General features: G+C 56.1%; 18 protein-coding genes and 2 tRNA genes. 11 read left to right on the forward strand and 9 right to left on the reverse strand.

Going from position 1 to position 21,501, the window contains the following annotated elements:
* Positions 1–146 precede the first annotated feature (146 nt).
* Positions 147–1,265: a YbdK family carboxylate-amine ligase gene (locus tag ACWPW2_RS20865; RefSeq protein ID WP_454125105.1), complete on the reverse strand. Its 1,119-nt coding sequence runs from the start codon at positions 1,263–1,265 to the stop codon at positions 147–149.
* Between the two features lie 518 nt (positions 1,266–1,783).
* On the opposite strand from ACWPW2_RS20865, the gene ACWPW2_RS20870 reads away from it, so the two are divergent.
* The 4 genes from ACWPW2_RS20870 to pheP all read left to right on the forward strand — a co-directional run bounded on the left by ACWPW2_RS20870 (position 1,784) and on the right by pheP (position 8,126).
* On the forward strand, positions 1,784–3,982 hold the full coding sequence (locus tag ACWPW2_RS20870; protein ID WP_454125107.1) for a TonB-dependent receptor: 2,199 nt from the start codon (positions 1,784–1,786) through the stop codon (positions 3,980–3,982).
* A 131-nt stretch (positions 3,983–4,113) separates the two neighbouring features.
* A complete protein-coding gene (locus ACWPW2_RS20875; RefSeq protein WP_279792889.1) occupies positions 4,114–4,374 on the forward strand; it encodes a DUF2534 family protein in 261 nt (86 codons plus the stop codon).
* A gap of 299 nt (positions 4,375–4,673) precedes the next feature.
* Positions 4,674–6,614: a methyl-accepting chemotaxis protein gene (locus ACWPW2_RS20880; protein ID WP_454125110.1), complete on the forward strand. Its 1,941-nt coding sequence runs from the start codon at positions 4,674–4,676 to the stop codon at positions 6,612–6,614.
* A gap of 114 nt (positions 6,615–6,728) precedes the next feature.
* The gene (pheP, locus tag ACWPW2_RS20885; protein WP_094421445.1) at positions 6,729–8,126 is read left to right on the forward strand and encodes a phenylalanine transporter; all 1,398 of its coding nucleotides are present in this window, start codon (positions 6,729–6,731) and stop codon (positions 8,124–8,126) included.
* Positions 8,127–8,181: 55 nt separating this feature from the next.
* Here pheP and ACWPW2_RS20890 read toward each other — a convergent pair whose 3' ends face one another.
* Positions 8,182–9,606, reverse strand: coding sequence for an MFS transporter (locus tag ACWPW2_RS20890; protein WP_454125112.1), 1,425 nt, complete (start codon positions 9,604–9,606; stop codon positions 8,182–8,184).
* Between the two features lie 107 nt (positions 9,607–9,713).
* On the opposite strand from ACWPW2_RS20890, the gene ACWPW2_RS20895 reads away from it, so the two are divergent.
* Positions 9,714–10,586, forward strand: coding sequence for a helix-turn-helix transcriptional regulator (locus ACWPW2_RS20895; RefSeq protein ID WP_454125114.1), 873 nt, complete (start codon positions 9,714–9,716; stop codon positions 10,584–10,586).
* On the opposite strand, the gene ACWPW2_RS20900 is transcribed toward ACWPW2_RS20895, so the two are convergent.
* Positions 10,583–10,948, reverse strand: a complete 366-nt coding sequence (locus tag ACWPW2_RS20900; RefSeq protein WP_454125116.1) for an MmcQ/YjbR family DNA-binding protein — start codon at positions 10,946–10,948, stop codon at positions 10,583–10,585. The two genes, ACWPW2_RS20895 and ACWPW2_RS20900, sit on opposite strands and share 4 nt — an antisense overlap.
* Positions 10,938–11,528 carry a TetR/AcrR family transcriptional regulator gene (locus ACWPW2_RS20905; RefSeq protein WP_023479842.1) on the reverse strand — a complete coding sequence of 197 codons (591 nt, stop codon included), beginning with the start codon at positions 11,526–11,528 and terminating at the stop codon, positions 10,938–10,940. Before ACWPW2_RS20905 ends, ACWPW2_RS20900 begins: the two co-directional genes overlap by 11 nt.
* A gap of 193 nt (positions 11,529–11,721) precedes the next feature.
* Here ACWPW2_RS20905 and ACWPW2_RS20910 point away from each other — a divergent pair, with 193 nt between their 5' ends.
* Together ACWPW2_RS20910 and ACWPW2_RS20915 are read left to right on the forward strand one after the other, a co-directional pair.
* Positions 11,722–12,831, forward strand: coding sequence for an MBL fold metallo-hydrolase (locus ACWPW2_RS20910; protein ID WP_454125118.1), 1,110 nt, complete (start codon positions 11,722–11,724; stop codon positions 12,829–12,831).
* A 28-nt stretch (positions 12,832–12,859) separates the two neighbouring features.
* Complete coding sequence (locus tag ACWPW2_RS20915) at positions 12,860–13,201, forward strand: RamA family antibiotic efflux transcriptional regulator (RefSeq protein WP_023479912.1); 342 nt, start codon at positions 12,860–12,862, stop codon at positions 13,199–13,201.
* A gap of 30 nt (positions 13,202–13,231) precedes the next feature.
* Here the strand turns inward: ACWPW2_RS20915 and ACWPW2_RS20920 are convergent, their stop codons facing one another.
* Positions 13,232–13,624, reverse strand: a complete 393-nt coding sequence (locus tag ACWPW2_RS20920) for a YfeC-like transcriptional regulator (protein ID WP_454125121.1) — start codon at positions 13,622–13,624, stop codon at positions 13,232–13,234.
* Between the two features lies 1 nt (position 13,625).
* Complete coding sequence (locus tag ACWPW2_RS20925) at positions 13,626–13,985, reverse strand: YfeC-like transcriptional regulator (protein ID WP_054803856.1); 360 nt, start codon at positions 13,983–13,985, stop codon at positions 13,626–13,628.
* A gap of 220 nt (positions 13,986–14,205) precedes the next feature.
* Between ACWPW2_RS20925 and ACWPW2_RS20930 the strand changes: the two genes are divergently transcribed.
* From ACWPW2_RS20930 to ACWPW2_RS20940, 3 genes are all read left to right on the forward strand, one after another.
* Positions 14,206–14,281 (forward strand) — tRNA-Ala (locus tag ACWPW2_RS20930).
* A 41-nt stretch (positions 14,282–14,322) separates the two neighbouring features.
* Positions 14,323–14,398 (forward strand) — tRNA-Ala (locus ACWPW2_RS20935).
* A 180-nt stretch (positions 14,399–14,578) separates the two neighbouring features.
* Positions 14,579–16,750, forward strand: a complete 2,172-nt coding sequence (locus tag ACWPW2_RS20940) for an EAL domain-containing protein (protein ID WP_454125123.1) — start codon at positions 14,579–14,581, stop codon at positions 16,748–16,750.
* 43 nt (positions 16,751–16,793) lie between these two features.
* On the opposite strand, the gene ACWPW2_RS20945 is transcribed toward ACWPW2_RS20940, so the two are convergent.
* Complete coding sequence (locus tag ACWPW2_RS20945; RefSeq protein ID WP_023479798.1) at positions 16,794–17,981, reverse strand: NupC/NupG family nucleoside CNT transporter; 1,188 nt, start codon at positions 17,979–17,981, stop codon at positions 16,794–16,796.
* A 353-nt stretch (positions 17,982–18,334) separates the two neighbouring features.
* On the opposite strand from ACWPW2_RS20945, the gene ACWPW2_RS20950 reads away from it, so the two are divergent.
* Positions 18,335–19,582, forward strand: a complete 1,248-nt coding sequence (locus ACWPW2_RS20950; protein ID WP_124967663.1) for an Nramp family divalent metal transporter — start codon at positions 18,335–18,337, stop codon at positions 19,580–19,582.
* 265 nt (positions 19,583–19,847) lie between these two features.
* Here the strand turns inward: ACWPW2_RS20950 and ACWPW2_RS20955 are convergent, their stop codons facing one another.
* Both ACWPW2_RS20955 and mgrA read right to left on the reverse strand, forming a co-directional pair.
* A complete protein-coding gene (locus ACWPW2_RS20955) occupies positions 19,848–20,195 on the reverse strand; it encodes a DUF2502 domain-containing protein (RefSeq protein WP_023479767.1) in 348 nt (115 codons plus the stop codon).
* A gap of 124 nt (positions 20,196–20,319) precedes the next feature.
* The gene (gene mgrA, locus ACWPW2_RS20960; RefSeq protein ID WP_312117890.1) at positions 20,320–21,318 is read right to left on the reverse strand and encodes an L-glyceraldehyde 3-phosphate reductase; all 999 of its coding nucleotides are present in this window, start codon (positions 21,316–21,318) and stop codon (positions 20,320–20,322) included.
* Positions 21,319–21,501: the final 183 nt, after the last annotated feature.

A 21,501-nucleotide genomic window follows, 5' to 3' on the forward strand; every position in this document is an offset into this window, starting at 1 on the left:
GTTGTTGATATTTATCAATTCTCAGGAAATACCGCTACTCCATAAGTATTACTTATTTAAGAAATCTCTCTGTTAATCAACGAGAACAGAGTTTGCCGCAGGAGAAATATCCCTACGGCAAAAAATAACCCTAATTAATTGAGGGATTATCCGGCAGCCCATATTTCGGCGTGCTTTTTCATCAGGCCAATTAACGATCCGCCATCGGCAATAAATTCCCGCATCAGCTGTGCTTCGCTCTTGCCGCGTTTAACGCAGATTGCCAGCTCATCCAGCGCGCTGCTGGCATTAAGCTTATCGGCCCACGGTGCGATCTTCTCCAGCATACGCGAAACATCATCAGCAATGGTGCGTTGTTCGCCAGTATGCACATCGGTTATCACCCCCTTCAGGCCAAAGCGGCAGGCCTGAAAACGGTTGAATTTATACAGCAGGTAGTCCCGCTCCTGGAATTTAAACGGACGCTCAGCCAGCAGCCAGTGCGACAGCGCCTGAATAAAGCCCGCCAGGCTGACGGCGTGGGAAATGGTCAGCGGCGTATCCATCACCCGCACTTCAACGGTACCGAAACTGGGGCTCGGGCGAATATCCCAGTGCAGATCCTTAATGCTCTCAATCATCGAGGTGTAGCTTAAGCGGCGAAACAGCCCTTCAAACTCCTGCCAGTTCGCTACCCACGGCATGGGGCCGTTATCCGGGAATGAGGAGAAGATATTGAGGCGCGAGGAGGCAAACTGCGTATCGGTGCCCTGAATATAGGGCGAGCTGGCGCTCAGGGCGATAAAGTGCGGAACAAAGCGTGACAGCCCGTGCAGCAGATAGATGGCATCGTCGCCATTGGTGCAGCCGACATGGACATGCTGACCAAACACCGTTGCCTGCTGCATCAGATAGCCGAACATCTCCAGCGTGCGGGCGTAACGCTCATCCGCGCAGATCTGTTGCCGCTGCCACTTCTGAAACGGATGGGTGCCACCACCGCAAATCTGCACGTGGTGCTCGCCTGCGGCCTGCAAAATGGCGTGGTGCATCGCTGAAAATTGATGCGCGACCTGGCGGATATCGCGACAAACGCCGGTGGCGATCTCCAGCATGCTCTCGGTGATGTCGTGCTTAACCTCACCGGCGCTGATGCGGTTCTGAAGGGTGTCGATGAGCCGGGATGAGTCCTGGCTTAAGTCATAGCCCGGTGGGTTAACCACCTGCAGCTCCAGCTCAACGCCAAGGGTAAAGGGCTCAGAGACATGAAAATCGGGCAAAGGCATAACCATTCCTTACGCAAATGTTTGTTTGAGTATGGAAGGGAATCGCTAATTATGCCCGGCGCAGCGGGAGGGAAGAGGGGCGAAAAAGAAGCAAAAAAAAGCCCGCACAAACGGCGGGCAAAAAATACTGGAAGCAATGTGAGCAATGTCGTACCGAATACCTGAGTTAGACACTCAACTATTCGGTAATGCGAAAGATAATCTTTATCATCTTCGTGGTCAACCCTCTATTTTGTATGAGATTGCACTCTTCCTTAACAAAGCGATCGATGCAGGTTAATAGAGTCAATTATGCTTGCCTCATTAAAGTTAATGAGTATAGTTCTCATTCTCTTTGGTGTTTGTTGGCGTTGCCGCGGCGCAGTACGCCATCGCCACCTGAATATCACCCGCCCGGGCACACACTCGATCAACGCGAAAAGGCAGGCGGGGAGAGGCAATGGCGACCAACTTTCTGGCTGAAGCCCTTAACCATCCGGCCTGACAGCGGGCCTTTTTCTCCACTTCGATATGAGTCGATGATGAATAACAGCAAACATACCTGGTCACCTTTGCGCAAGAGCTTGCTTGCGCTCGCGATTGGCGCGGCGACGCACGCCGTACAGGCGGCAACTCCTGCCAGCGAAACGAAAGAGGAGACGCTGATTGTCCAGTCCACCAGCGGCAGCGATTTTAAACCCGGCGGCGACGCGCTGGTGCCAGCCTATCTTGATGGCCAGGTCGCCTACGGTGGGCGGCTTGGCATGCTGGGCGAACAGAAGGCGATGGATGTGCCGTTTAACGTGATCGGCTATACCTCGAAGCTGGTGCAGGATCAGCAGGCGAAAACCATCGCCGATGTGGTGCGTAATGATGCCGGTGTGCAGGTCAGCCAGGGCTACGGCAATATGGCGGAAACCTACCGCATTCGCGGTTTTAAACTTGATGGCGACGATATGCTGATGGGCGGCCTGGCGGGCATTGTGCCGCGCCAGGTGGTCGATACGCAGATGCTCGACCGCATCGAGATCTTTAAAGGGGCGAATGCGTTAATGAACGGCGCGGCCACCTCCGGCGTCGGCGGGATGATCAACCTTGAGCCGAAACACGCTGAAGATACGCCACTGACGCGCCTCGGCGTCGATTACTCTTCGCGCTCGCAGCTCGGTGGCTCGCTGGATGTCGGGCGGCGTTATGGCGATAACAACCAGTTCGGCGTGCGCGTTAACCTGCTGCACCGCGAGGGCGAAACCCCGGTTGAAGATGATAAGCGCCGCACCACCGCTGCCTCCGTTGGGCTGGATTATCGTGGCGAGCGCCTGCGCAGCTCCCTCGATGTTGGCTACCAGAAGAAGACCTTCCACGGCGGTTCGATGGGGGTCAATATCAGCAACATCGATTTCGTGCCCGCCGTGCCGGGTAACAGCAAGAACACCAGCCAGAAGTGGGCGTGGAGCGATATCGAAAACGAGTTTGGCCTCGCCCGCGCCGAATATGATGTTACCGATATCTGGACGGCCTACGCCGCGTTTGGCGGCCAGCACTCCCACGAGCAGGGCGTCTATGGCGGGCCGAAAGTGATCAACGCCGCGGGCGATGCGACAATTGGCCGCCTCGATACGAATCGCATCAGCGATAGCTGGAGCGGCATGGCGGGTCTGCGCGGTAACTTCGATACCGGCCCGGTTTCGCACAAAGTCAACATCGGTTACTCCGCCAGCATCAAGCAGGACAAGGTCGCCTGGCGCATGTCGTCGAAGAATCCGCGGGTCAATATCTACAACAACAGCGCGGTGCCGATGCCCGATTACAGCCTGACCGGCGGCAACTACAGCGATCCATTAACTACCGGGCGCAACCGTACCCAGGGCTGGCTGCTGAGCGATACGCTGGGCGTGCTCGACGATACGCTGCTGTTCACCGCGGGCGCGCGTTATCAGAAAGTGTGGGTGCACAGTTACAACAATGCCACCGGTAACGAGAACCGCAACGCGCGCTTTATTGAAGATCGCTGGATGCCGACCTATGGCGTGGTCTACAAACCGTGGGAAGTCGTTTCGCTCTATGCCAACCACACCGAAGCGCTGCAACCGGGCAGCACTGCGCCGGAAGGGGCGGCGAACCAGTATCAAACCACCGGTATCGCCCACTCGAAACAGAATGAAGTGGGGGTGAAAACGGACTTTGGCCGCATCGGCGGTTCGCTGTCACTGTTTGAAATTAAGAAACCGTCGGCGATTCAGAACAGCAGCACCAATATTTATGAACTGAGCGGCGAGCAGCGCAACCGCGGCGTTGAGCTGAGCGTATTTGGCGAGCCGACGCTCGGCCTGCGCCTGAACGGCAGCGCAACCTGGATCGACGCGGAGATGACCAAAACCCAGGATGGTATCAATCAGGGTAACAAGCCGGTTGGCGTAGCGGGCTTCTATTCGGTGCTGGGCGCGGAGTATGACATCGCCGCGATTGAGGGGCTGACGGCAACGGCGCGAGTCAACCACACCGGATCGCAATACGCTAATGCAGCGAACAGTAAGAAGCTGGACAGTTACACCACTCTCGATCTGGGTGCGCGTTACCGCATGCGGTTGAATGCCGATCGCAACGAGATGGTGTGGCGCGTCGGGCTGGATAACGTCACCAACAAGAACTACTGGGCAAGCGTGGAAGATAACGGCACCTATATCTACCGGGGCGTCGGTCGTGAGCTGAAAGTGTCAATGAGCTACGATTTTTAAACACAAATGGCAGCAGGCCGGAGCGCGCTCAGCTTATCCGGCATGTTGCCTTTTATTTGCTCAATCACAACATTTAAACAGCAGATCGGTTACACTCGCGGCACAGAAAATCCACATAAAAGGAGAGTGAGATGCTGGAAAAACTACGAACCCGCGACGGGAAAAAATTTCTCTGCGCGGTGCTGGTTGTCTTCCTGGTTGCCGTAAGCGTGGTGTCAAAAGTGACCTTCGAAGGCGTTGAGGATCAGTACAATCTGCCGATGTCCTCCTGGACCACCTCAATGTTTATCATGCAGGGCGCATGGGTGGCGATTTACAGCCTGATGTTCACCATCATCGGCTCGCTGCCGTTTGGCTTCTATTTCCTTGGCCCGAAAGACGATCGCGGCTGACCCTCTCGCCCCGGTTTCTCCGCCGGGGCAGTTTCCGTTATCACATTATGTAAATAAAGTTATTCCCCCTCACGCAGTCGAAAACTCTGTTTTAAGTATCAGTGCCCGATAAGTTAACCACCGCTACATTAAGTGCCGCGCTAGCCTGCTGCCTTGCTGGCGGAAAGGGCGTGTTTCCCTCTCCCGTCTGCCCATTTTTAACAATTAAAGATCAAAAAATAATCGCCGATAGCATTGCTACAGGGAGAGCATGCTGCAAGGAACATTGATGACAGAAGGCTGACTCCAGGAGAGCCGTAATGGCCAGACAATTCGTGAATAAAAAAATGAGCACCCGCGCGCAGATGCTGCTGACGGGCGCCATCACCATCACCCTCGGTTTTGTGGTCACCATCGGGGTACTGAGCTGGCAGTCCAGCAATCAGCAAAAAGCGCTCGCCGAACAATATCTGCAAAAAATCGCCCGTAGTGAGGCACTCAATATTCAGCAACAACTTAACTATGCGCGCGATGTGGCACATAACCTCGGCCACAGCCTGGCCGCGCTGCCGCAGGCCGGGATCACCGATCGTAACGTGGCGAATAAGTTAATTGAGTACGCGGTACGCGATAACCCGGACTACCTCTCCGTTTCGGTGATTTTTGAAGAGAACGCTTTTGATGGCCGCGACGCGGAGTTTGCCGGTAAACCGGATCAGGCTCCCAAAGGACGCTACGCAGTGTTTGCCGATCGCGATCCCGCCGGTAAATACGCCATGCATCCGCTGCTGTCGATCTTTACGCCGGGGCAGGGCGACTACTACCTTGTGCCGCAACGTACGCAAAAAGATACGCTGATCGAACCCTACAGCTATGCCTATAACGGCGTGCCGACGCTGTTGACCTCCGTTGCCGCGCCGATTATCAACGACGGTAAACTCAACGCGGTGGTCACCTCCGACATTTCGCTGGCCTCATTGCAGCAGAAAGTGAACCAGATTAAACCGTGGGAAGGCGGCGGCTATGCGATGCTGCTCTCTACCTCCGGGAAAGTGATCTCCTATCCGGATAAAAAACTGACCAGCAAACCCTTTCCTGGCAATACCGAAGGCTTTACCACCAGTGTGGTGGAGCAGGACGATCCGATCCTTGGCGAAAAAGCGCTGGTGACCTGGCAGCCCATCACTATCGGTAACAGTACCGATAACTGGTATCTGGGCATCGTCGCCCCGGTCAGCCAGGTGATGGCCGCCGCTAACCGCCAGCTGCTTAATGCCGTGATCCTTGGCGTTATCAGCATCCTGCTGGTCAGCGCGCTGTTGGGAGTGCTCTTTAGCCGTAAAGTGCTGAAACCGATTGGCGGCGAGCCGCTGGAAGGAGCGAGCATTGCGCTGGCGGTCGCCGAAGGCAAACTCGATAACGTTATTGTGGTGAAAGAGGGCGACCGCAGCAGCCTCTTCTATGCGCTGCACACCATGCAGGACCAACTGCGCCAGATGGTGGGTCAGATCCAGGAGGCGAGCAGTTCTGTGCGCCAGGGCGCTGGCGAGATTGTCAGCGGTAACCTCAACCTTTCGTCCCGTACCGAGCAGCAGGCCGCTGCGCTTGAGCAGACCGCCGCCAGTATGGAGCAGTTCAGCGCCACGGTTAAACACAACGCCGATAATGCGCACCATGCTACCGCATTGACCGCCAATGCCACGCAGATTGCCAGCCGCGGCGAAGCGCTGGTGGGCCAGGTGGTACAAACGATGTCGCAGATTGACGATAGTGCGAAGAAGATTGGCGATATCACCGCCATCATCAACAGTATCGCGTTCCAGACCAATATCCTGGCGCTGAACGCCGCGGTGGAAGCGGCACGTGCCGGAGAGCAGGGGCGTGGCTTTGCCGTGGTTGCCTCGGAAGTGCGTAATCTGGCAAGCCGCAGCGCCGATGCGGTGAAAGAGATTGGCGCGCTGATTGAAGAGTCCGGCAAGCGGGTGGAAACCGGGGTGCAACTGGTGAACGACGCCGGTAAAACCATGCAGGAGATGACCCAGGCAGTGAACTCGGTGCAGTCCATCATTAATGAGATCGTCAGCGCCTCCGATGAGCAAGCCAAAGGCATCGGTCAGGTGACAATCGCGGTCAACGAAATGGATGGTGTAACGCAGCAAAACGCCTCGCTGGTGCAGGAGATGGCTGCCGCTGCAACGTCGCTGGAAGATCAGGCAGAGCAGCTGGCGCAGAGCGTGCAGCAGTTCCGTTTGCAGGCCTGAGTGGAGCGGGGAGTCTGTTCGTGCAGGCTCCCCGCTGCCGGTACCATTTCTTGCCAGCCCCTGGCGGAGATGTTAAAAGGTGCCCCTTTAAATGAAACCACAAAGGGGAAGGACGTGAAAAACGCGTCACAGGTCGTGGGGAACATGACCGGGACCGCGTCGGAGGCAGCGCCGACGCTACAACGGGGATTAAAGAACCGCCATATTCAGCTTATTGCCCTTGGCGGCGCGATTGGCACCGGGCTGTTTCTCGGCATCGGTCCGGCAATTCAAATGGCCGGGCCTGCGGTGTTACTCGGCTACGCCATCGCCGGCATTATCGCCTTTTTGATTATGCGCCAGCTCGGTGAAATGGTGGTTGAAGAGCCGGTTTCCGGATCGTTTTCCCACTTCGCCTTTAAATATTGGGGGCCGTTTGCGGGCTTCCTCTCCGGCTGGAACTACTGGGCGATGTTTGTGCTGGTCGGCATGGCGGAACTGACCGCCGCCGGGATCTATATGCAGTACTGGTTCCCCGATATCCCGACCTGGGTCTGGGCCGCCACCTTCTTCGTAATTATCAATGCCGTTAACCTCGTCAATGTGCGCCTGTATGGCGAAACCGAGTTCTGGTTTGCGCTGATCAAAGTATTGGCGATTATCGGCATGATTGGCTTTGGCATCTGGATGCTCTTCACCGGCCACGGTGGCGAGCGTGCCAGCATCAATAACCTCTGGCAGTACAACGGCTTTTTCGCCACCGGCTGGCATGGGCTGGTATTGTCGCTGGCGGTGATTATGTTCTCGTTCGGCGGCCTTGAGCTGATTGGTATCACCGCTGCGGAAGCGAGCGAGCCGCACACCACCATTCCAAAAGCGGTTAACCAGGTGGTCTACCGCATTCTGCTCTTCTACATCGGTTCACTGGTGGTGCTGCTGGCGCTCTATCCGTGGATTGACGTGCAGGCCAACAGCAGCCCGTTTGTGATGATCTTCCACGAACTCGACAGCAATCTGGTCGCTTCGGCACTCAACTTCGTTATTCTGGTGGCTTCACTGTCGGTCTATAACAGTGGCGTTTACTCCAATAGCCGGATGCTGTTTGGCCTGTCGGTGCAGGGCAATGCGCCCGCGTTTTTAACGCGCGTCAGCCGCCGCGGCGTACCCGTCAACTCGCTGATCCTCTCCGGCGCAATTACCTCGCTGGTGGTGCTGGTGAACTATCTCCTGCCGCAGAAAGCCTTTGCCATGCTGATGGCGTTAGTGGTTGCCACTCTGCTGCTGAACTGGATTATGATCTCGCTGGCGCACCTGAAGTTCCGCGCCGCGATGCGCCGCAAAGGGCGCGATCCGCAGTTCAAAGCGCTGCTTTTCCCGGCGGGCAACTACCTCTGCATCGGCTTTATGCTGTTTATTCTTGGCCTGATGTACTCCATCGACGATATGCGCCTGTCGGCCATTTTGCTGCCGGTGTGGATTGTGTTCCTGTTTGCCGCCTTTAAACTGCTGCGGCGGACACCGAAACGCGCATAAGCCTCAGTGCCACAAGAGAAAACGCCAGCCTCCGTGCTGGCGTTTTTTATGTGCCTCAGGCGCTGGTCGGGCAGCGGGGCGCTAACTGCCGGCGGGCAACGAGTGCCGCTGCGACAAGCGCCAGCATCATCACCACTTCTGTTGCCAGAAAACCGCTCAGCGCCGCGCTGTAGTCGCCATGCGACTGGCCGACAAGGTGGAGAAAGATGCCGCCGAGCAGCGCAGGCCCCAGACCGAGCGCCGCCTGCTGCAGGGTGCTGAGCAGCGCACTGCCTGCGCCCGCGTCCTGCGCGGTGATATCACGCATACCGATGCGGTAGAAGCTGTTGACGATCAGCGCCTGGCCGTAGCCAATCAGCAGGGTTGCCGGGGCGAGTGCCAGCACGCCAGCCACGCGGCCTGAGAAGTGCAGCGTAACCATCAGCGCCAGCAAGCCGGCAATCTGAATCGTAAGCCCGGTCAACAAAATGGTGCGCATGCTGTAGCGGCTAATCAGCTTCGGCGCATACCACGCGGAGATAAAATAGGCGACACCGAGGGCAATAAAACTGTTCCCGGACTGGTAGGGCGTCATGCCCATCCCGGCCTGCAAAGTGAGCGCCATGCAGAACATAAACCCGGCCCAGGCGCTGAAAAAGAGCAGCGCAATCAGCAAACCAAAGCGGATACTCGGCAGCTTAAGCAGGCGCGGCGGAACCAGCGGCGTGATGCCGCGCTTCTCCTGCTGCACCGCGCTGCTGCGCATCCACAGCGCCAGCGGGAAGAGTGCCAGCAGCGCCGCTTTGCTCTGCCACGGCCAGTGCATCTCCGGGCCTAATGCCAGCGGGAAAAGCAGGCAGCAGAGGATCAGCGCCAGCGCGGCCGTGCCCTGCCAGTCAATGCGCGTGCGCTGTTCGCTGCGGGTTTCCGGCACGTAGCGGCGGCTCAGCAGTAACACCAGCAGGCAAATGGGCACATTGATAAAGAAGGCGTTGCGCCAGCCGAGCCCGGCGATATCCGCCGAAACCAGCCAGCCGCCACCCATCTGCCCGATGATAAACGCCACGCCGCCAACGCCGCCGTAGAGGCTGATTGCACGGGCATGCGCAGTGCCTTTCAGCGTGACATGCAGGGTGGCGAGGATCTGCGGCACAATCAGCGCCGCGCCCATCCCCTGTAGCGTGCGCGCCGCCAGCAGGGCAGAAACCGAGTTCGCCAGCCCGCACAGCAGCGAGGCGATGCCGAACAGCGCAACGCCCCATAAAAAGATGCGGCGGCGTCCCAGGTTGTCCCCCAGTTTGCTGCCCATCGCCAGGCAGACAGCAAATGCCACGCCGTATAGCGCGACAATCAGCGCCAGTTGGGTAGCTGAAGTATGTAACGACAGAGTGATGGAATCGAGCGCGACATTGGTGATTGAGGTGTCGATCAGCGGCAGCATCTGCCCGGTTAACAGCAAAAACAGGCCCGCCCGGCCTGGAGAAACAGCAGACGTATTCATGGTGACTCCATTGCGTCATTCATCGGATGGACGTAGCATCGCCGAATGAGAAAACGGGTACCAGTTCTTGCCTATACGGGTACTGGCACTACCATGCTGGAGGGTTTATGACGTTGATGGTGGACAAACAGCCGCAGCTGGCGCTGCTTGAAGAGAGCCGCAAACAGCTGGGCGCGTTTCTGCGCGCGCGGCGCGAAAGCCTTGATCCGCAGCGGCTCGGCTTGCCGCGCAGCAGCCGACGCCGGACGCCGGGTCTGCGGCGCGAAGAGGTGGCGCTGCTGGCCGATGTCGGCGTTACCTGGTACACCTGGCTGGAGCAGGGCCGCGAGGTGAACCCCTCCGCCAATGTTTTGCAGGCGATTGCCTCCGCATTACAGTGCACGCCAACCGAGACGCGGCACCTCTTTCTGCTGGCCGGGTTAGCGCCGACCGAAGCGCTCAACTCCCCGCAGTGCGAAGGGATCAGCGACAGCACGCGCCGCCTGCTGGACAGCCTGCTACCGAACCCGGCGAGCATCCAGAAACCCAATTTTGATATTGTCGCGTGGAATGCCGGTTTTGAGCGCCTGATGGGCGTTAAGTTTGATGAGATCCCGGAAGAGGACCGCAACTGTATCTATCTCTATCTAACCCATCCGCAGTGGCGCAGCCGTTTAGGGCTGGATGAACAGGTGCTCTCGACCTTTGTCGCCTATTTTCGGGCGGCGATGGCCGCGCACCGCGGGGATGCGATATGGGAAGCGAAGCTGGCGCGTTTTTGCGCCGCGTCGGCGGAATTTGAAACGCTGTGGCGTAAACACTATGAAGTGAGCGGCGTGGAGAATAAGGTTAAACGCTTTGCTCACCCGCAGCTCGGCACGATTACCCTGCACCAGATGTACTGGTACTCCGCGCCGCGCAACGGATCGCGGTTACTGGTCTATATGCCGGTGGATGAGCAGAGCGAGCAGGCGCTGCAATGGCTGGCGCAGAACGCTTAAGGGCGCAGGCGCTTCTGATCCTTACGCGGCAGGGTGTCGACCACGCGATCCCAGGAGTGCTGGATCAGTGATTCGAGCAGCGAGAGGTCAATCTCGTCGCCTGCGTAGACGGAGATCCAGTGCTTTTTATTCATGTGATAACCCGGCTCAATGCTGGGGTAGATCTGCTGGTTGAGCAGGGCAACCTGCGGCTCCGATTTCATCGTTACCATCGGCCTGCCGTGGGTAGTGGTGGTCATCATGAAGATCTTGCCGCACACTTTGAAGACGTCATGTTCCGGGCCAAACGGCCAGCAGTGCTCGGTAAAGGGGAGCGACAGCGCATAGCGATGAGCGCTCTCCTGCAATGTTTTACTCTCCATCTTTCTCCTCATTTGCCAGCGCGCGCCACATCGCCTCAAAGCCGAGACGCTTAAGCTCTTTGGTTCGCGAGGGATCGCGTCCCGCAAAGTTAATGGTGGTTTCCGCCATTGCGAGGAAAATGGCATCGCCAAACGCGGCGTACTCATCCGAGAGGAAAACCGGGCGCACCGAGCGGTGGCACAGCTCATGCAGCTCCGGGAAGATATCGGCCACCTGCTGCTTGGTTTCGGCGGTCAGCTTTTCGCTGATGGCGATCTGGCGCACCGCATGGTGGCCGTTGGGGTGGCGAATGCCCCAGTCGATATAGCTGTCCCAGATGGAGTGGGTATGCAATTTCGAATCGCTGCTGGAGCGGTCGAGATTGGCGAGCATAGTGCCGCAAAGATCGGTTTTCAGATGCAGATAGAGCGCGTTTAACAGATCGTCTTTGGTGGCGAAGTAGCGAAACAGTGTCCCTTCCGCGACGCCTGCGTTACGGGCGATAAGCGCGGTGGAGGCGGCAATTCCCGACTGGGCAATCGCCTTGGTTGCTGCTTTCAGTAATGCCAGTTTCTTATCTTCACTCTTCGGACGAGCCACGCCGCTTTTCTCCGCTTTTTACAAAAACCACGATTGAAACATGCCCTTTGAGAGGCTGCAACGTCGAATATCAAACAAAGAAAAATCGTCTTGACGATTTAGTGTTCGTTTCTATAATGAGTGCTTACTCACTCATAATCAAGTTCTATGAGTATCGTCTCAACGGATGGGATCGATTTAGCCGGGTCAGGATATGAAACGTCTCACTATCAGCGTGGTTGTCGTTATGCTCGTTGCGTCTGCTGCAAGCTTACCTTTTGTTCTGAATGCCGGTTTTGGCCAGCCACCGCAGGGTGAGGCACTCAGCGCCGTGGAAAAATCGCCCCATTACCGCGACGGCGCGTTCCATAATGCGCTGCCGACGCCGGGTTTCACCGGTGAGCAAAATAAGCTGGCGTTGTGGTGGGATTTTCTCTTCGGTAAACGTGAAAATGCGCGCCCGCAGCAGCCGCTGCCGACGGTGACAACCGATCTCGCGGCGCTGCCGTTGCAGGAGGATACGCTGGTCTGGATGGGGCACTCCTCGTGGTATATGCAACTGGCGGGCAAACGCATTTTGATCGACCCGGTGCTCAGTGACTACGCCGCGCCATTTTCCTTTCTTAATAAAGCTTTCGCCGGTAACGGCGTCTGGACGGCAGAGAGGATGCCGGAGATCGATCTGCTGATTATCTCTCACGACCATTATGACCACCTCGATCACGCCACCATCAAGGCGCTGATGCCGAAGATCAAACGCGTTGTTACGCCGCTCGGCGTCGGCTCCCATCTGCGTTACTGGGGAATGGACGCGGCGAAGATTGAGGAGGCGGACTGGCAGCAGAGCGTGCAGGTCAGCGATACGCTTAGCGTAAATATTCTGCCCGCGCGTCACTTCTCCGGCCGAGGCCTGAAGCGCAACCAGACGCTGTGGGCCAGCTTTCTGTTTGTCACGCCTGAACGCAAAGTCTACTACAGCGGCGACAGCGGTTATGGCCCGCACTTTAAGGCCATCAGCGACAGGTTCGGCCCCATCGATATTGCCATTATGGAGAATGGGCAGTACGACGAGGCGTGGAAATATATTCATATGATGCCGGAGCAGAGCGCGCAGGCGGCGCAGGATCTGCAGGCACGCGCAGTGCTGCCGGGCCATGCCGGGCGTTTTGTGTTGGCAAAACACAGTTGGGACGATCCGTATAAACGTTTAGCGGCTGCCAGCCGCGATAAAGAGTTTCGCTTACTGACACCGAAACTGGGCGAAGTGGTTTTTGCGGCCGATACGGCGCAAACATTCAGCGCCTGGTGGGAAGAACCCATTTAATTAATCGAAGTGCAGGGGGGATCGCAGCATGACTATTTCCGCTCAGGTTATCGACACTATCGTCGAGTGGATCGACGACAATCTTCATCAGCCCTTGCGTATTGATGAGATTGCCGCGCACGCAGGCTACTCCAAGTGGCATCTGCAACGGCTCTTTTTGCAGTACAAAGGGGAGAGCCTCGGGCGCTATATCCGCGAGCGCAAACTCGCGCGCGCCGCGCAGGATTTACGCAACACCGATCAGAAGGTTTACGATATCTGCCTGAAATATGGCTTCGATTCGCAGCAAACCTTCACGCGGATTTTTACCCGCACCTTCAACCAGCCGCCGGGAGCCTACCGGCGCGAAAACCATCAGCACACCCATTAACAGTACAAACCGGCACAGCGCCGGTTTTTTTTACTCTTGTACCGTCTGCTTAATGCCTAAGCGGCTGCAAAAGGTGCTTAACCCTTCGCGCGCCAGCAGCACTTCAAGCTGGTGCAGTTCGTCAGCGGTAAGCATCTGCAACGAGTTGATAATATTTTGCATTGTGCCTGGCGCGGTGAGATAGGGCGCGGGTGGTTCGGCGAGCGAACTGTTAAAACCGCTGTGGCGCATGGCGGGAAGTTCCATCACCAGGCTCAGCACTTTATCGGTAATCAATACGTAGCGGGCGCGGCCCCCTTTTACGCCGGGGAGACTCTCTGTTTTCCACTTGTGACGTTTGATCCAGCGGTTGATGGTCTGTCGTGTGACGCCGAGACGGTTTGCTAACTCAGCAGTAGTCATTTTGCCTGGTAATGTGTTCATCTTATTTCTGGTCGCGGATCCCTAAACGTTGCAACAGGCCGGTAATGCCGTCGCGCAAAAGCATTGAAGAGAGCAGAGTGCGCTCGGCGTCGGTCATCTCTTTTGCCAGTCGGAGCAGCAGTGCTTCCAGCGAGGCGTCGCTGCTGGAGTTGTCGGTGGAGGGGGAGAGTTCATTGCGCTGCGCGCTGCGGATAAAGGCGCGGACCTGTTCATTAACGTGAACCAGGCGGGCTTTTCCTCCCTGAACGCCAGGTTTTGGCGAGGTGATCCACCCCTCTTTACGCACCCATTTGTTGATGGTTTGCCGGCTGTACCCCGTTAGCGTAGCCAGCTCTTCCGGCGTCATTCGTTCCTTGAGCATATAATTTCCCGGTGAGTAGTAAGGGTAATTAGTGATTTATGTTATAGCACCATTTTAGAAGAAAATGTGACAGGTTTAACTGCTGGCTGCGAGGCACATCGCAAGGGGATTCAATTGCATGCTTTTTCAGCGGTTGGTAAAGAGGTGATGATTTTGCCGTTGACACCTGGCAAGGGAATTCATATCATGCCGCCCGTCAACACGACACGCTTTACGCGATGGGGCTATAGCTCAGCTGGGAGAGCGCTTGCATGGCATGCAAGAGGTCAGCGGTTCGATCCCGCTTAGCTCCACCAAATTCCGAACCCAACGGAACTGGTGCGTAAAGTAACATTGTGGGGCTATAGCTCAGCTGGGAGAGCGCTTGCATGGCATGCAAGAGGTCAGCGGTTCGATCCCGCTTAGCTCCACCAAAATTTGAACCCTCGCGTTTACGCGGGGGTTTTTTGTTTGTGCGTTTATTCTTCAGGCCGTTGGCTGAAAAAAGCGCACGTCTGCTATTTTCTCGTCCGTTTCCCTGGCTTGCTTCACTGTTTCAATAAACCTATTATTCATGGTAATTATTTTTTAACCACCAGAGCCGACATTAATTTATGAAATCCGGTTACGTGAAGCCGTTTCTGCTGGCGTTAATGATGTGCCTGGTGGCTATTCCCGTAGCCCGTTATATTTCGCCGAAAACAGTCGTTGATGGCGGCAGTGTTTATCTCGCCTGGTTACCTTTAAGCGTTACGCTTGCGATTCTCCTGTTATTTGGTCGACACGCCATTGTGCCGCTTATTCTTGGCTCCGCTATCATTAATGAGATCTTCTTTCATCTGCCCTTTGGCGAAGCGGCGGTGCTGCTCTTCTGCCAGCTATTTGCCGTTTTATTGGTGTGCGCCATTGTTCGCTGGCAGCTTGGCAGGCGCTGGCGTTACGGTATTCCTAATAAAAATATGGGGGTACGCATTTTATGGCTGGGATTTATTGCCCCCATCGGCATAAAAATAACGATGTATCTGGCTGGAGCCTGGTTTAATTATCCGGTGACGCTCTCCAATTACTTCGGCAGCGGTTCGTTAATATTCTCAATAATCGATATTCAGAGTTTGATATGTTCGGCGTTGATTTTTACCATGATTGTTTATTATCCGATGCGCATGATCCTCAATCCGCGCTTTGCAAAAGCGTGGTGGCGCCGTAGCGTTGTTCCCTGTTTTAGCAAAAGAAAGCGTTTATTCACGCTGGGCTGGCTGGCAACATTAATCACCATTGTGGCGCTGCTATGCGCCCCCTATAAATCAGATCTGGTTGCCGGTTATCTGGTACCGCTGATCTTTATTATTTTTAACTTTGGCTGTAGCCGTCTGCCGGGCACCTTTCTGACGCTGAGCTGGGCGGTGTCGGCTTTCCTGTTGCTGGCTTATAACAACAACTTTTTCCATGACGTCCGCGCAGATTACTCGCTGGCGTTTGTCATGTCGGTACTGATCTGTTTCACCGTCTGCCTGCTTTACAACATCCGCGTTTTCAACCGCAGCCTGTGGCTGAAGCGGCGCTGGCAGGCGCAAGCGATGAGCGATCCGCTCACCGGTTTGCCTAATCTGCGCGCGCTGGAGAGGGAAGTGGAGCGCCAGCCGGGCAGCATCGTCTGTTGTCTGCATATGAAAAACCTCGATTTCCTTAGCCGCCACTTCGGCATGATGATGCGCGTGCATGTGAAGCGCAGCGTCACCCGGGCGCTGCAACCCTGGCTGCATGAAGGGGAGCGTTTTTTTCAACTCCCCGGCAGTGAATTACTGCTAATGCTCAACGGGCCGGAAACCCTGGCGCGCCTGCACTCCATGCTCGATCGTCTTAACAGCCAGCGAATCTGCTGGAGTAAAAAACCGCTGGAGATTGAGTTCGGTGCTTCGTGGGGCGAATTGCAGGGCAACCGGGACGCGCTGCAGCAGACGCTCGGCCAGTTGAGCTGGCTGTCAGAGCAGACGGACAGCGAAAATCGTGTGCTGGCGCTCACCAACAGCCAGGCGGAAGTGAATCATCAGACCACTGAGCGCGTACTGCAACTGGAGAGGGTAAAACGGGCGCTGGAAGAGGGCGGTATCGCGCTCTATGCCCAGCCGATCGTCGATGCCACAGGCGAGGGCTATCACGAGATCCTTTCACGGCTGGTCAGCGATGATCAGATCATTACCCCCGACCAGTTTATTCCGGTTATTGCCCAGTTTGATCTCGGTACGCGCTTCGATATGCAGGTCGTCGAAACGCTGCTGAAATGGATGCAGGCGCATCCGCAGCCAGCTACAAAGCCGCGTTTCTCCCTCAACCTGATGCCGCTGACCCTGATGCAGCAATCCTTCGCTACGCAGTTTCTTGCACTGTTTGCGCGCTACGGCATCGCCGCGCAGGCAGTGATTATCGAAATTACCGAAGAGCAGGCTTTTTCCCACTCGGAAGTGAGCGTCCGGAATATTACGCGCTTACGCGAGGCGGGGTTTAAGATTGCCATTGATGACTTCGGCACCGGCTACGCCAACTTCGAGCGTTTGAAGCGCATCCAGGCGGATATCATCAAGATCGACGGCTGTTTTGTGCGCGATATTCTCACTGACCCGCAGGATGCGATGATCGTGCAAGCGATATGCTCTCTGGCGAAAGCAAAAGGTCTGACGGTGGTGGCCGAGTACGTAGAGAATGAGGCGCAGCGCGAGCTGCTGCTGAACGCGGGCGTTGACTACCTGCAGGGCTATCTGCTCGGCAAGCCGCAGCCGCTGGCATAAAAAAACCGGGGCAGGCCCCGGTTTTTGCTAAAGCGCGTTTGAATCAGATAACCAGCGCCGCGATGGCCGCAGAGAGCACGCTCACCAGCGTCGAACCGTACACCAGCTTCAGACCAAAGCGGGAAACCACGTTGCCCTGCTCTTCGTTCAGGCCTTTGATCGCGCCTGCGATAATGCCGATTGAGGAGAAGTTGGCGAAGGAGACCAGGAAGACAGAGAGGATACCTTCCGAACGCGGAGAGAGGGTGGAGGCAATCTTCTGCAGATCCATCATCGCCACGAATTCGTTGGAGACCAGTTTGGTCGCCATAATACTCGCCACCTGCAACGCTTCATGAGCCGGCACGCCCAGCACCCAGGCAACCGGGTAGAAGATGTACCCCAGAATGCCCTGGAAGGAGATGCCCAGCACGGCAGCGAAGAGGGCGTTCAGGCCGGAAATCAGCGCGATAAAGCCAATCAGCATCGCCGCAACGATAATCGCCACTTTGAAACCAGCCAGAATGTATTCACCCAGCATCTCAAAGAAGCTCTGGCCTTCGTGCAGTTTCGCCATCTGCAGGTTCTCTTCGCTCTCATCCACGCGGTACGGGTTGAGCAGCGAGAGCACGATAAAGGTACTGAACATGTTCAGCACCAGCGCCGCGACGACATATTTCGGCTGCAGCATGGTCATGTAAGCGCCCACAATCGACATCGAAACCGTCGACATTGCGGTCGCAGCCATGGTGTACATGCGGTTGCGTGACATTTTGCCGAGGATATCTTTATAAGCAATAAAGTTCTCGGATTGACCCAGAATCAGGGAGCTGACCGCGTTAAAAGATTCCAGTTTACCCATGCCGTTCACTTTCGACAGCACCGTACCGATGGCACGGATCACAATCGGCAGTACGCGAATGTGTTGCAGAATACCAATCAGCGCAGAGATAAAGACAATCGGGCAGAGCACTTTCAGGAAGAAGAAGGCCAGGCCTTCGTCATTCATTTTGCCGAAGACGAAGTTGGTGCCTTCGTTGGCAAAGCCGAGCAGTTTTTCAAACATCTCGGAGAAGCCTTTTACGAAGCCGAGGCCGACATCAGAGTTGAGGAAGAACCAGGCCAGCACAACTTCAATCACCAGCAGCTGAATAACAAAGCGAATGCGGATCTTTTTGCGATCGCTGCTCACGAGCAAGGCAAGCAGCGCCACAACAGCAAGCGCCAGGACAAAGTGCAGAACGCGGGACATATTTGCTCCAAATATGAGACGGGTAGGAATTTCGTGCACATTCTATGTAACAAGACAAAAGAAAACGAGATCAAAGGCACACTATATTAATGTCCTGTGACCAGACTCAAAATTAGTGATCAAACATACAATTCAGGTATGTTAATAAAGGCCGTGAAAAGTTGCGTCACGCTGCTAGACTCATAACATAATGCTGCGGTAAATGTTGTCGCCGCCGTCACCATCCTTGGCATTCAACCCTTCTATTGTTTCAGGCTATCAGAGAAATCAAGTAAACCCATCCTAACGATCTTGATAATCATTCTCATTTTGGTAGCATCAAACATAGCAAAGGCTATATTTAGGGGCAATAAATGAGCAGTAGTCGCGTGGAGAGTACTAACGGAAGAGCAGCGCGCAAACTCAGATTTGCGTTAATGGGACCTGCATTTATTGCGGCTATCGGTTACATCGATCCGGGTAACTTTGCCACCAATATTCAGGCGGGCGCGACCTTCGGCTACCAGCTTTTATGGGTTGTGGTGTGGGCGAACCTGATGGCGATGCTCATTCAACTGCTTTCCGCCAAGCTCGGCATTGCGACCGGCAAAAACCTCGCGGAGCAGATCCGTGACCACTATCCGCGCCCGCTGGTGTGGTTTTACTGGGTGCAGGCGGAAATCATCGCCATGGCGACGGACCTGGCGGAGTTTATCGGCGCGGCGATTGGCTTCAAGCTGATCCTCGGCGTGTCGCTGATGCAGGGCGCGGTGCTGACCGGGATCGCCACCTTCCTGATTCTGATGCTGCAAAAGCGCGGGCAGAAACCGCTGGAAAAAGTGATAGGCGGCCTGCTGCTGTTTGTCGCGGCGGCCTATATTGTCGAACTGATTTTCTCGCAGCCGAAGCTGGCGGCGCTGGCAAAAGGGATTGTTATTCCTACGCTTTCCGGAACCGATGCGGTGTTTCTTGCCGCTGGCGTACTGGGCGCGACCATTATGCCGCACGTCATCTATTTGCACTCCTCCCTGACGCAAAACCTGCACGACGGTACGCGCCGCGAGCGTTACTCTGCGACCAAATGGGATGTTGGGCTGGCGATGACCATTGCCGGGTTTGTTAACCTTGCGATGATGGCGACCGCCGCAGCAGCATTTCACTTTAATGGACACACCGGCGTGGCCGATCTCGATCAGGCCTATTTAACGCTGGAGCCATTATTAAGCCATGCCGCAGCGACTATTTTCGGCCTGAGCCTGGTGGCTGCGGGTCTCTCTTCGACCGTTGTCGGTACGCTGGCCGGGCAGGTGGTGATGCAGGGGTTTGTCCGTTTCCATATTCCGCTGTGGGTGCGCCGTACCATTACCATGTTGCCGTCGTTTATTGTTATCTGGCTGGGGCTGGATCCGACGCGTATCCTGGTGATGAGCCAGGTGCTGCTGAGCTTTGGTATCGCGCTGGCGCTGGTGCCGCTGCTGGTGTTTACCAGTAATGCAAAACTGATGGGCGAACTGGTGAATACCGCGCTGGTAAGACGCACTGGCTGGGTGATTGTCGCGCTGGTGGTGTGCCTGAACGGCTGGTTGCTGGTCGGAACGCTTGCCGAGTTGATGGGTAAATAGTGCCCAATGGCGGTGAGCTTGTTGGGTTTACATATCCCTTCTGCGGCTTGAATGCCCGATGGCGCTACGCTTATCGGGCCTACGAATCTTCTGCGGTGTGACTGTTTGATGCTGAATGCCCGATGGCGCTACGCTTATCGGGCATTCAAAAATGTATCGGTAATCAAAAGTTTGTGGGGGCTGGATCGCGTAGGCCGGATAAGGCGTTAGACGCCATCCGGCACTTTACGTTTCATCGGGTAATCAAACTACCTGCGAAACACAATTAATGGTGGTGTCCATGCCCGTGACCACGACCCGGTCCGCGGCGGTCGTCACGATCGTTCCAGCCTTCGCGATAGCCGCGCTCATAGGCGTCACGCTTGTCCCAACCACGTTTATCCCAGCCACGATGCCAGCCGCGGTCATGTTTATGCCAACGGTGATCGCGCCACTCATAATTATTGTTCCAGTAATTGCGGTCGCGCCAGCGGCCGCCGTCCCAGTAGTTACCATAATTATCGCGATCGCCGATCTGCAATTTAACCGACGGCAACAGGGTGATTTCGCCAGCATTGGCGGCCAGTGGCGCAAAAGCCAGTAATACTGCTGCCAGAATCAGTGACCTGAACATACTCTTCTCCTTCACGATCGGGCCGGGGAGGCCTGTGGCGGCAATATTACGGCGCGCGTAAACCCCGTATTAGTGGCGGAACTCCTAAATCACCGTTAATAGCACGTTTTGCTAAAGCGCTGGTTTACTGCGTCCCGGCAAGAATAGCGTCAATCTCCGCACACTCCTGCGCGCTAAACGCCCGGTTCGCCAGCATCCCCACCGCATCGTCAAGCTGGCTGGTTTTGCTGGCACCAATCAACACCGAGGTGACTCTCTCCCCGCGCAGCACCCATGCCAGCGCCATCTGCGACAGCTTCTGCCCGCGCCGCTCGGCCACCGCATTCAGCGCCCGCACCGTCGCCAGCTTCTCTTCGGTCAATTGATCCGGGTTGAGGAAGCGGCTGCCGCTCGCCGCGCGCGAATCCGCCGGGATCCCTTGCAGATAGCGGTCGGTCAACTGCCCGCCTGCCAGCGGCGAAAAAGCGATGCTGCCAACACCTTTTTCCTGCAACAGATCCAGCAGTTCGCTCTCAACCCAGCGTTCAAACAGGGAGTATTTCGGCTGATGGATCAGGCACGGCGTACCGAGATCGTTAAGGATCTCGATCGCTTCCCGCGCCTGTGCCGCCGGGTAGTTCGACAGCCCGACATAGAGCGCCTTGCCCTGGCGCACCAGGTGATCGAGCGCGCGCATCGTCTCTTTCAGCGGCGTCTCGGGATCCGGGCGGTGATGATAGAAAATATCGACATACTCAATGCCCATGCGCCGCAGGCTCTGATCGAGGCTGGCAACCAGATATTTGCGCGATCCCCAGTCACCATAAGGACCGTCCCACATGGTGTAACCGGCTTTGCTGGAGATAATCAGCTCATCACGATAGGGGCGGAAATCCTCCTGCATGATACGTCCAAAGTTGCTCTCGGCCGAGCCGGGCGGTGGCCCGTAGTTGTTCGCCAGATCGAAATGGGTGATGCCGAGATCAAAGGCGTGGCGCAGCAGCTGTCGGCTGGTCTCAAGCAGTGTCGCATCGCCAAAGTTATGCCACAGCCCGAGCGACACCAAAGGCAATTTGAGCCCGCTCTCGCCGCAACGGTTATAGGCCATTTTTTCATAACGTGCGGGGTCCGCCAGGTAAACCATGCAAATACTCCTGATAAAAGGGGAAGAGACAAATTCCGGGCACAAAAGAGCGCCATATTGCGCACTATTTCAGCGTACAAACGCGCTCCAGATATTTCCTTGTAACCCACTGCGGCAATAAGGCAGTAATCAGTCTGAAAGCTTAGGGCTAATCTGTGATGTAGATCGATAATAAAGGGGCAC

The sequence above is a fragment of the Kosakonia sp. Marseille-Q7440 genome, from assembly GCF_965119485.1.

What these genes read in the sequence shown, in the direction of transcription:
- ACWPW2_RS20865 (WP_454125105.1), bottom strand. Translation starts at nt 1,265, where the DNA reads ATGCCTTTGCCCGATTTTCATGTCTCTGAGCCCTTTACCCTTGGCGTT.
- ACWPW2_RS20870 (WP_454125107.1), top strand. Translation starts at nt 1,784, where the DNA reads ATGATGAATAACAGCAAACATACCTGGTCACCTTTGCGCAAGAGCTTG.
- ACWPW2_RS20875 (WP_279792889.1), top strand. Translation starts at nt 4,114, where the DNA reads ATGCTGGAAAAACTACGAACCCGCGACGGGAAAAAATTTCTCTGCGCG.
- ACWPW2_RS20880 (WP_454125110.1), top strand. Translation starts at nt 4,674, where the DNA reads ATGGCCAGACAATTCGTGAATAAAAAAATGAGCACCCGCGCGCAGATG.
- ACWPW2_RS20890 (WP_454125112.1), bottom strand. Translation starts at nt 9,606, where the DNA reads ATGAATACGTCTGCTGTTTCTCCAGGCCGGGCGGGCCTGTTTTTGCTG.
- ACWPW2_RS20895 (WP_454125114.1), top strand. Translation starts at nt 9,714, where the DNA reads ATGACGTTGATGGTGGACAAACAGCCGCAGCTGGCGCTGCTTGAAGAG.
- ACWPW2_RS20900 (WP_454125116.1), bottom strand. Translation starts at nt 10,948, where the DNA reads ATGGAGAGTAAAACATTGCAGGAGAGCGCTCATCGCTATGCGCTGTCG.
- ACWPW2_RS20910 (WP_454125118.1), top strand. Translation starts at nt 11,722, where the DNA reads ATGAAACGTCTCACTATCAGCGTGGTTGTCGTTATGCTCGTTGCGTCT.
- ACWPW2_RS20915 (WP_023479912.1), top strand. Translation starts at nt 12,860, where the DNA reads ATGACTATTTCCGCTCAGGTTATCGACACTATCGTCGAGTGGATCGAC.
- ACWPW2_RS20920 (WP_454125121.1), bottom strand. Translation starts at nt 13,624, where the DNA reads ATGAACACATTACCAGGCAAAATGACTACTGCTGAGTTAGCAAACCGT.
- ACWPW2_RS20925 (WP_054803856.1), bottom strand. Translation starts at nt 13,985, where the DNA reads ATGCTCAAGGAACGAATGACGCCGGAAGAGCTGGCTACGCTAACGGGG.
- ACWPW2_RS20940 (WP_454125123.1), top strand. Translation starts at nt 14,579, where the DNA reads ATGAAATCCGGTTACGTGAAGCCGTTTCTGCTGGCGTTAATGATGTGC.
- ACWPW2_RS20945 (WP_023479798.1), bottom strand. Translation starts at nt 17,981, where the DNA reads ATGTCCCGCGTTCTGCACTTTGTCCTGGCGCTTGCTGTTGTGGCGCTG.
- ACWPW2_RS20950 (WP_124967663.1), top strand. Translation starts at nt 18,335, where the DNA reads ATGAGCAGTAGTCGCGTGGAGAGTACTAACGGAAGAGCAGCGCGCAAA.
- ACWPW2_RS20955 (WP_023479767.1), bottom strand. Translation starts at nt 20,195, where the DNA reads ATGTTCAGGTCACTGATTCTGGCAGCAGTATTACTGGCTTTTGCGCCA.
- mgrA (WP_312117890.1), bottom strand. Translation starts at nt 21,318, where the DNA reads ATGGTTTACCTGGCGGACCCCGCACGTTATGAAAAAATGGCCTATAAC.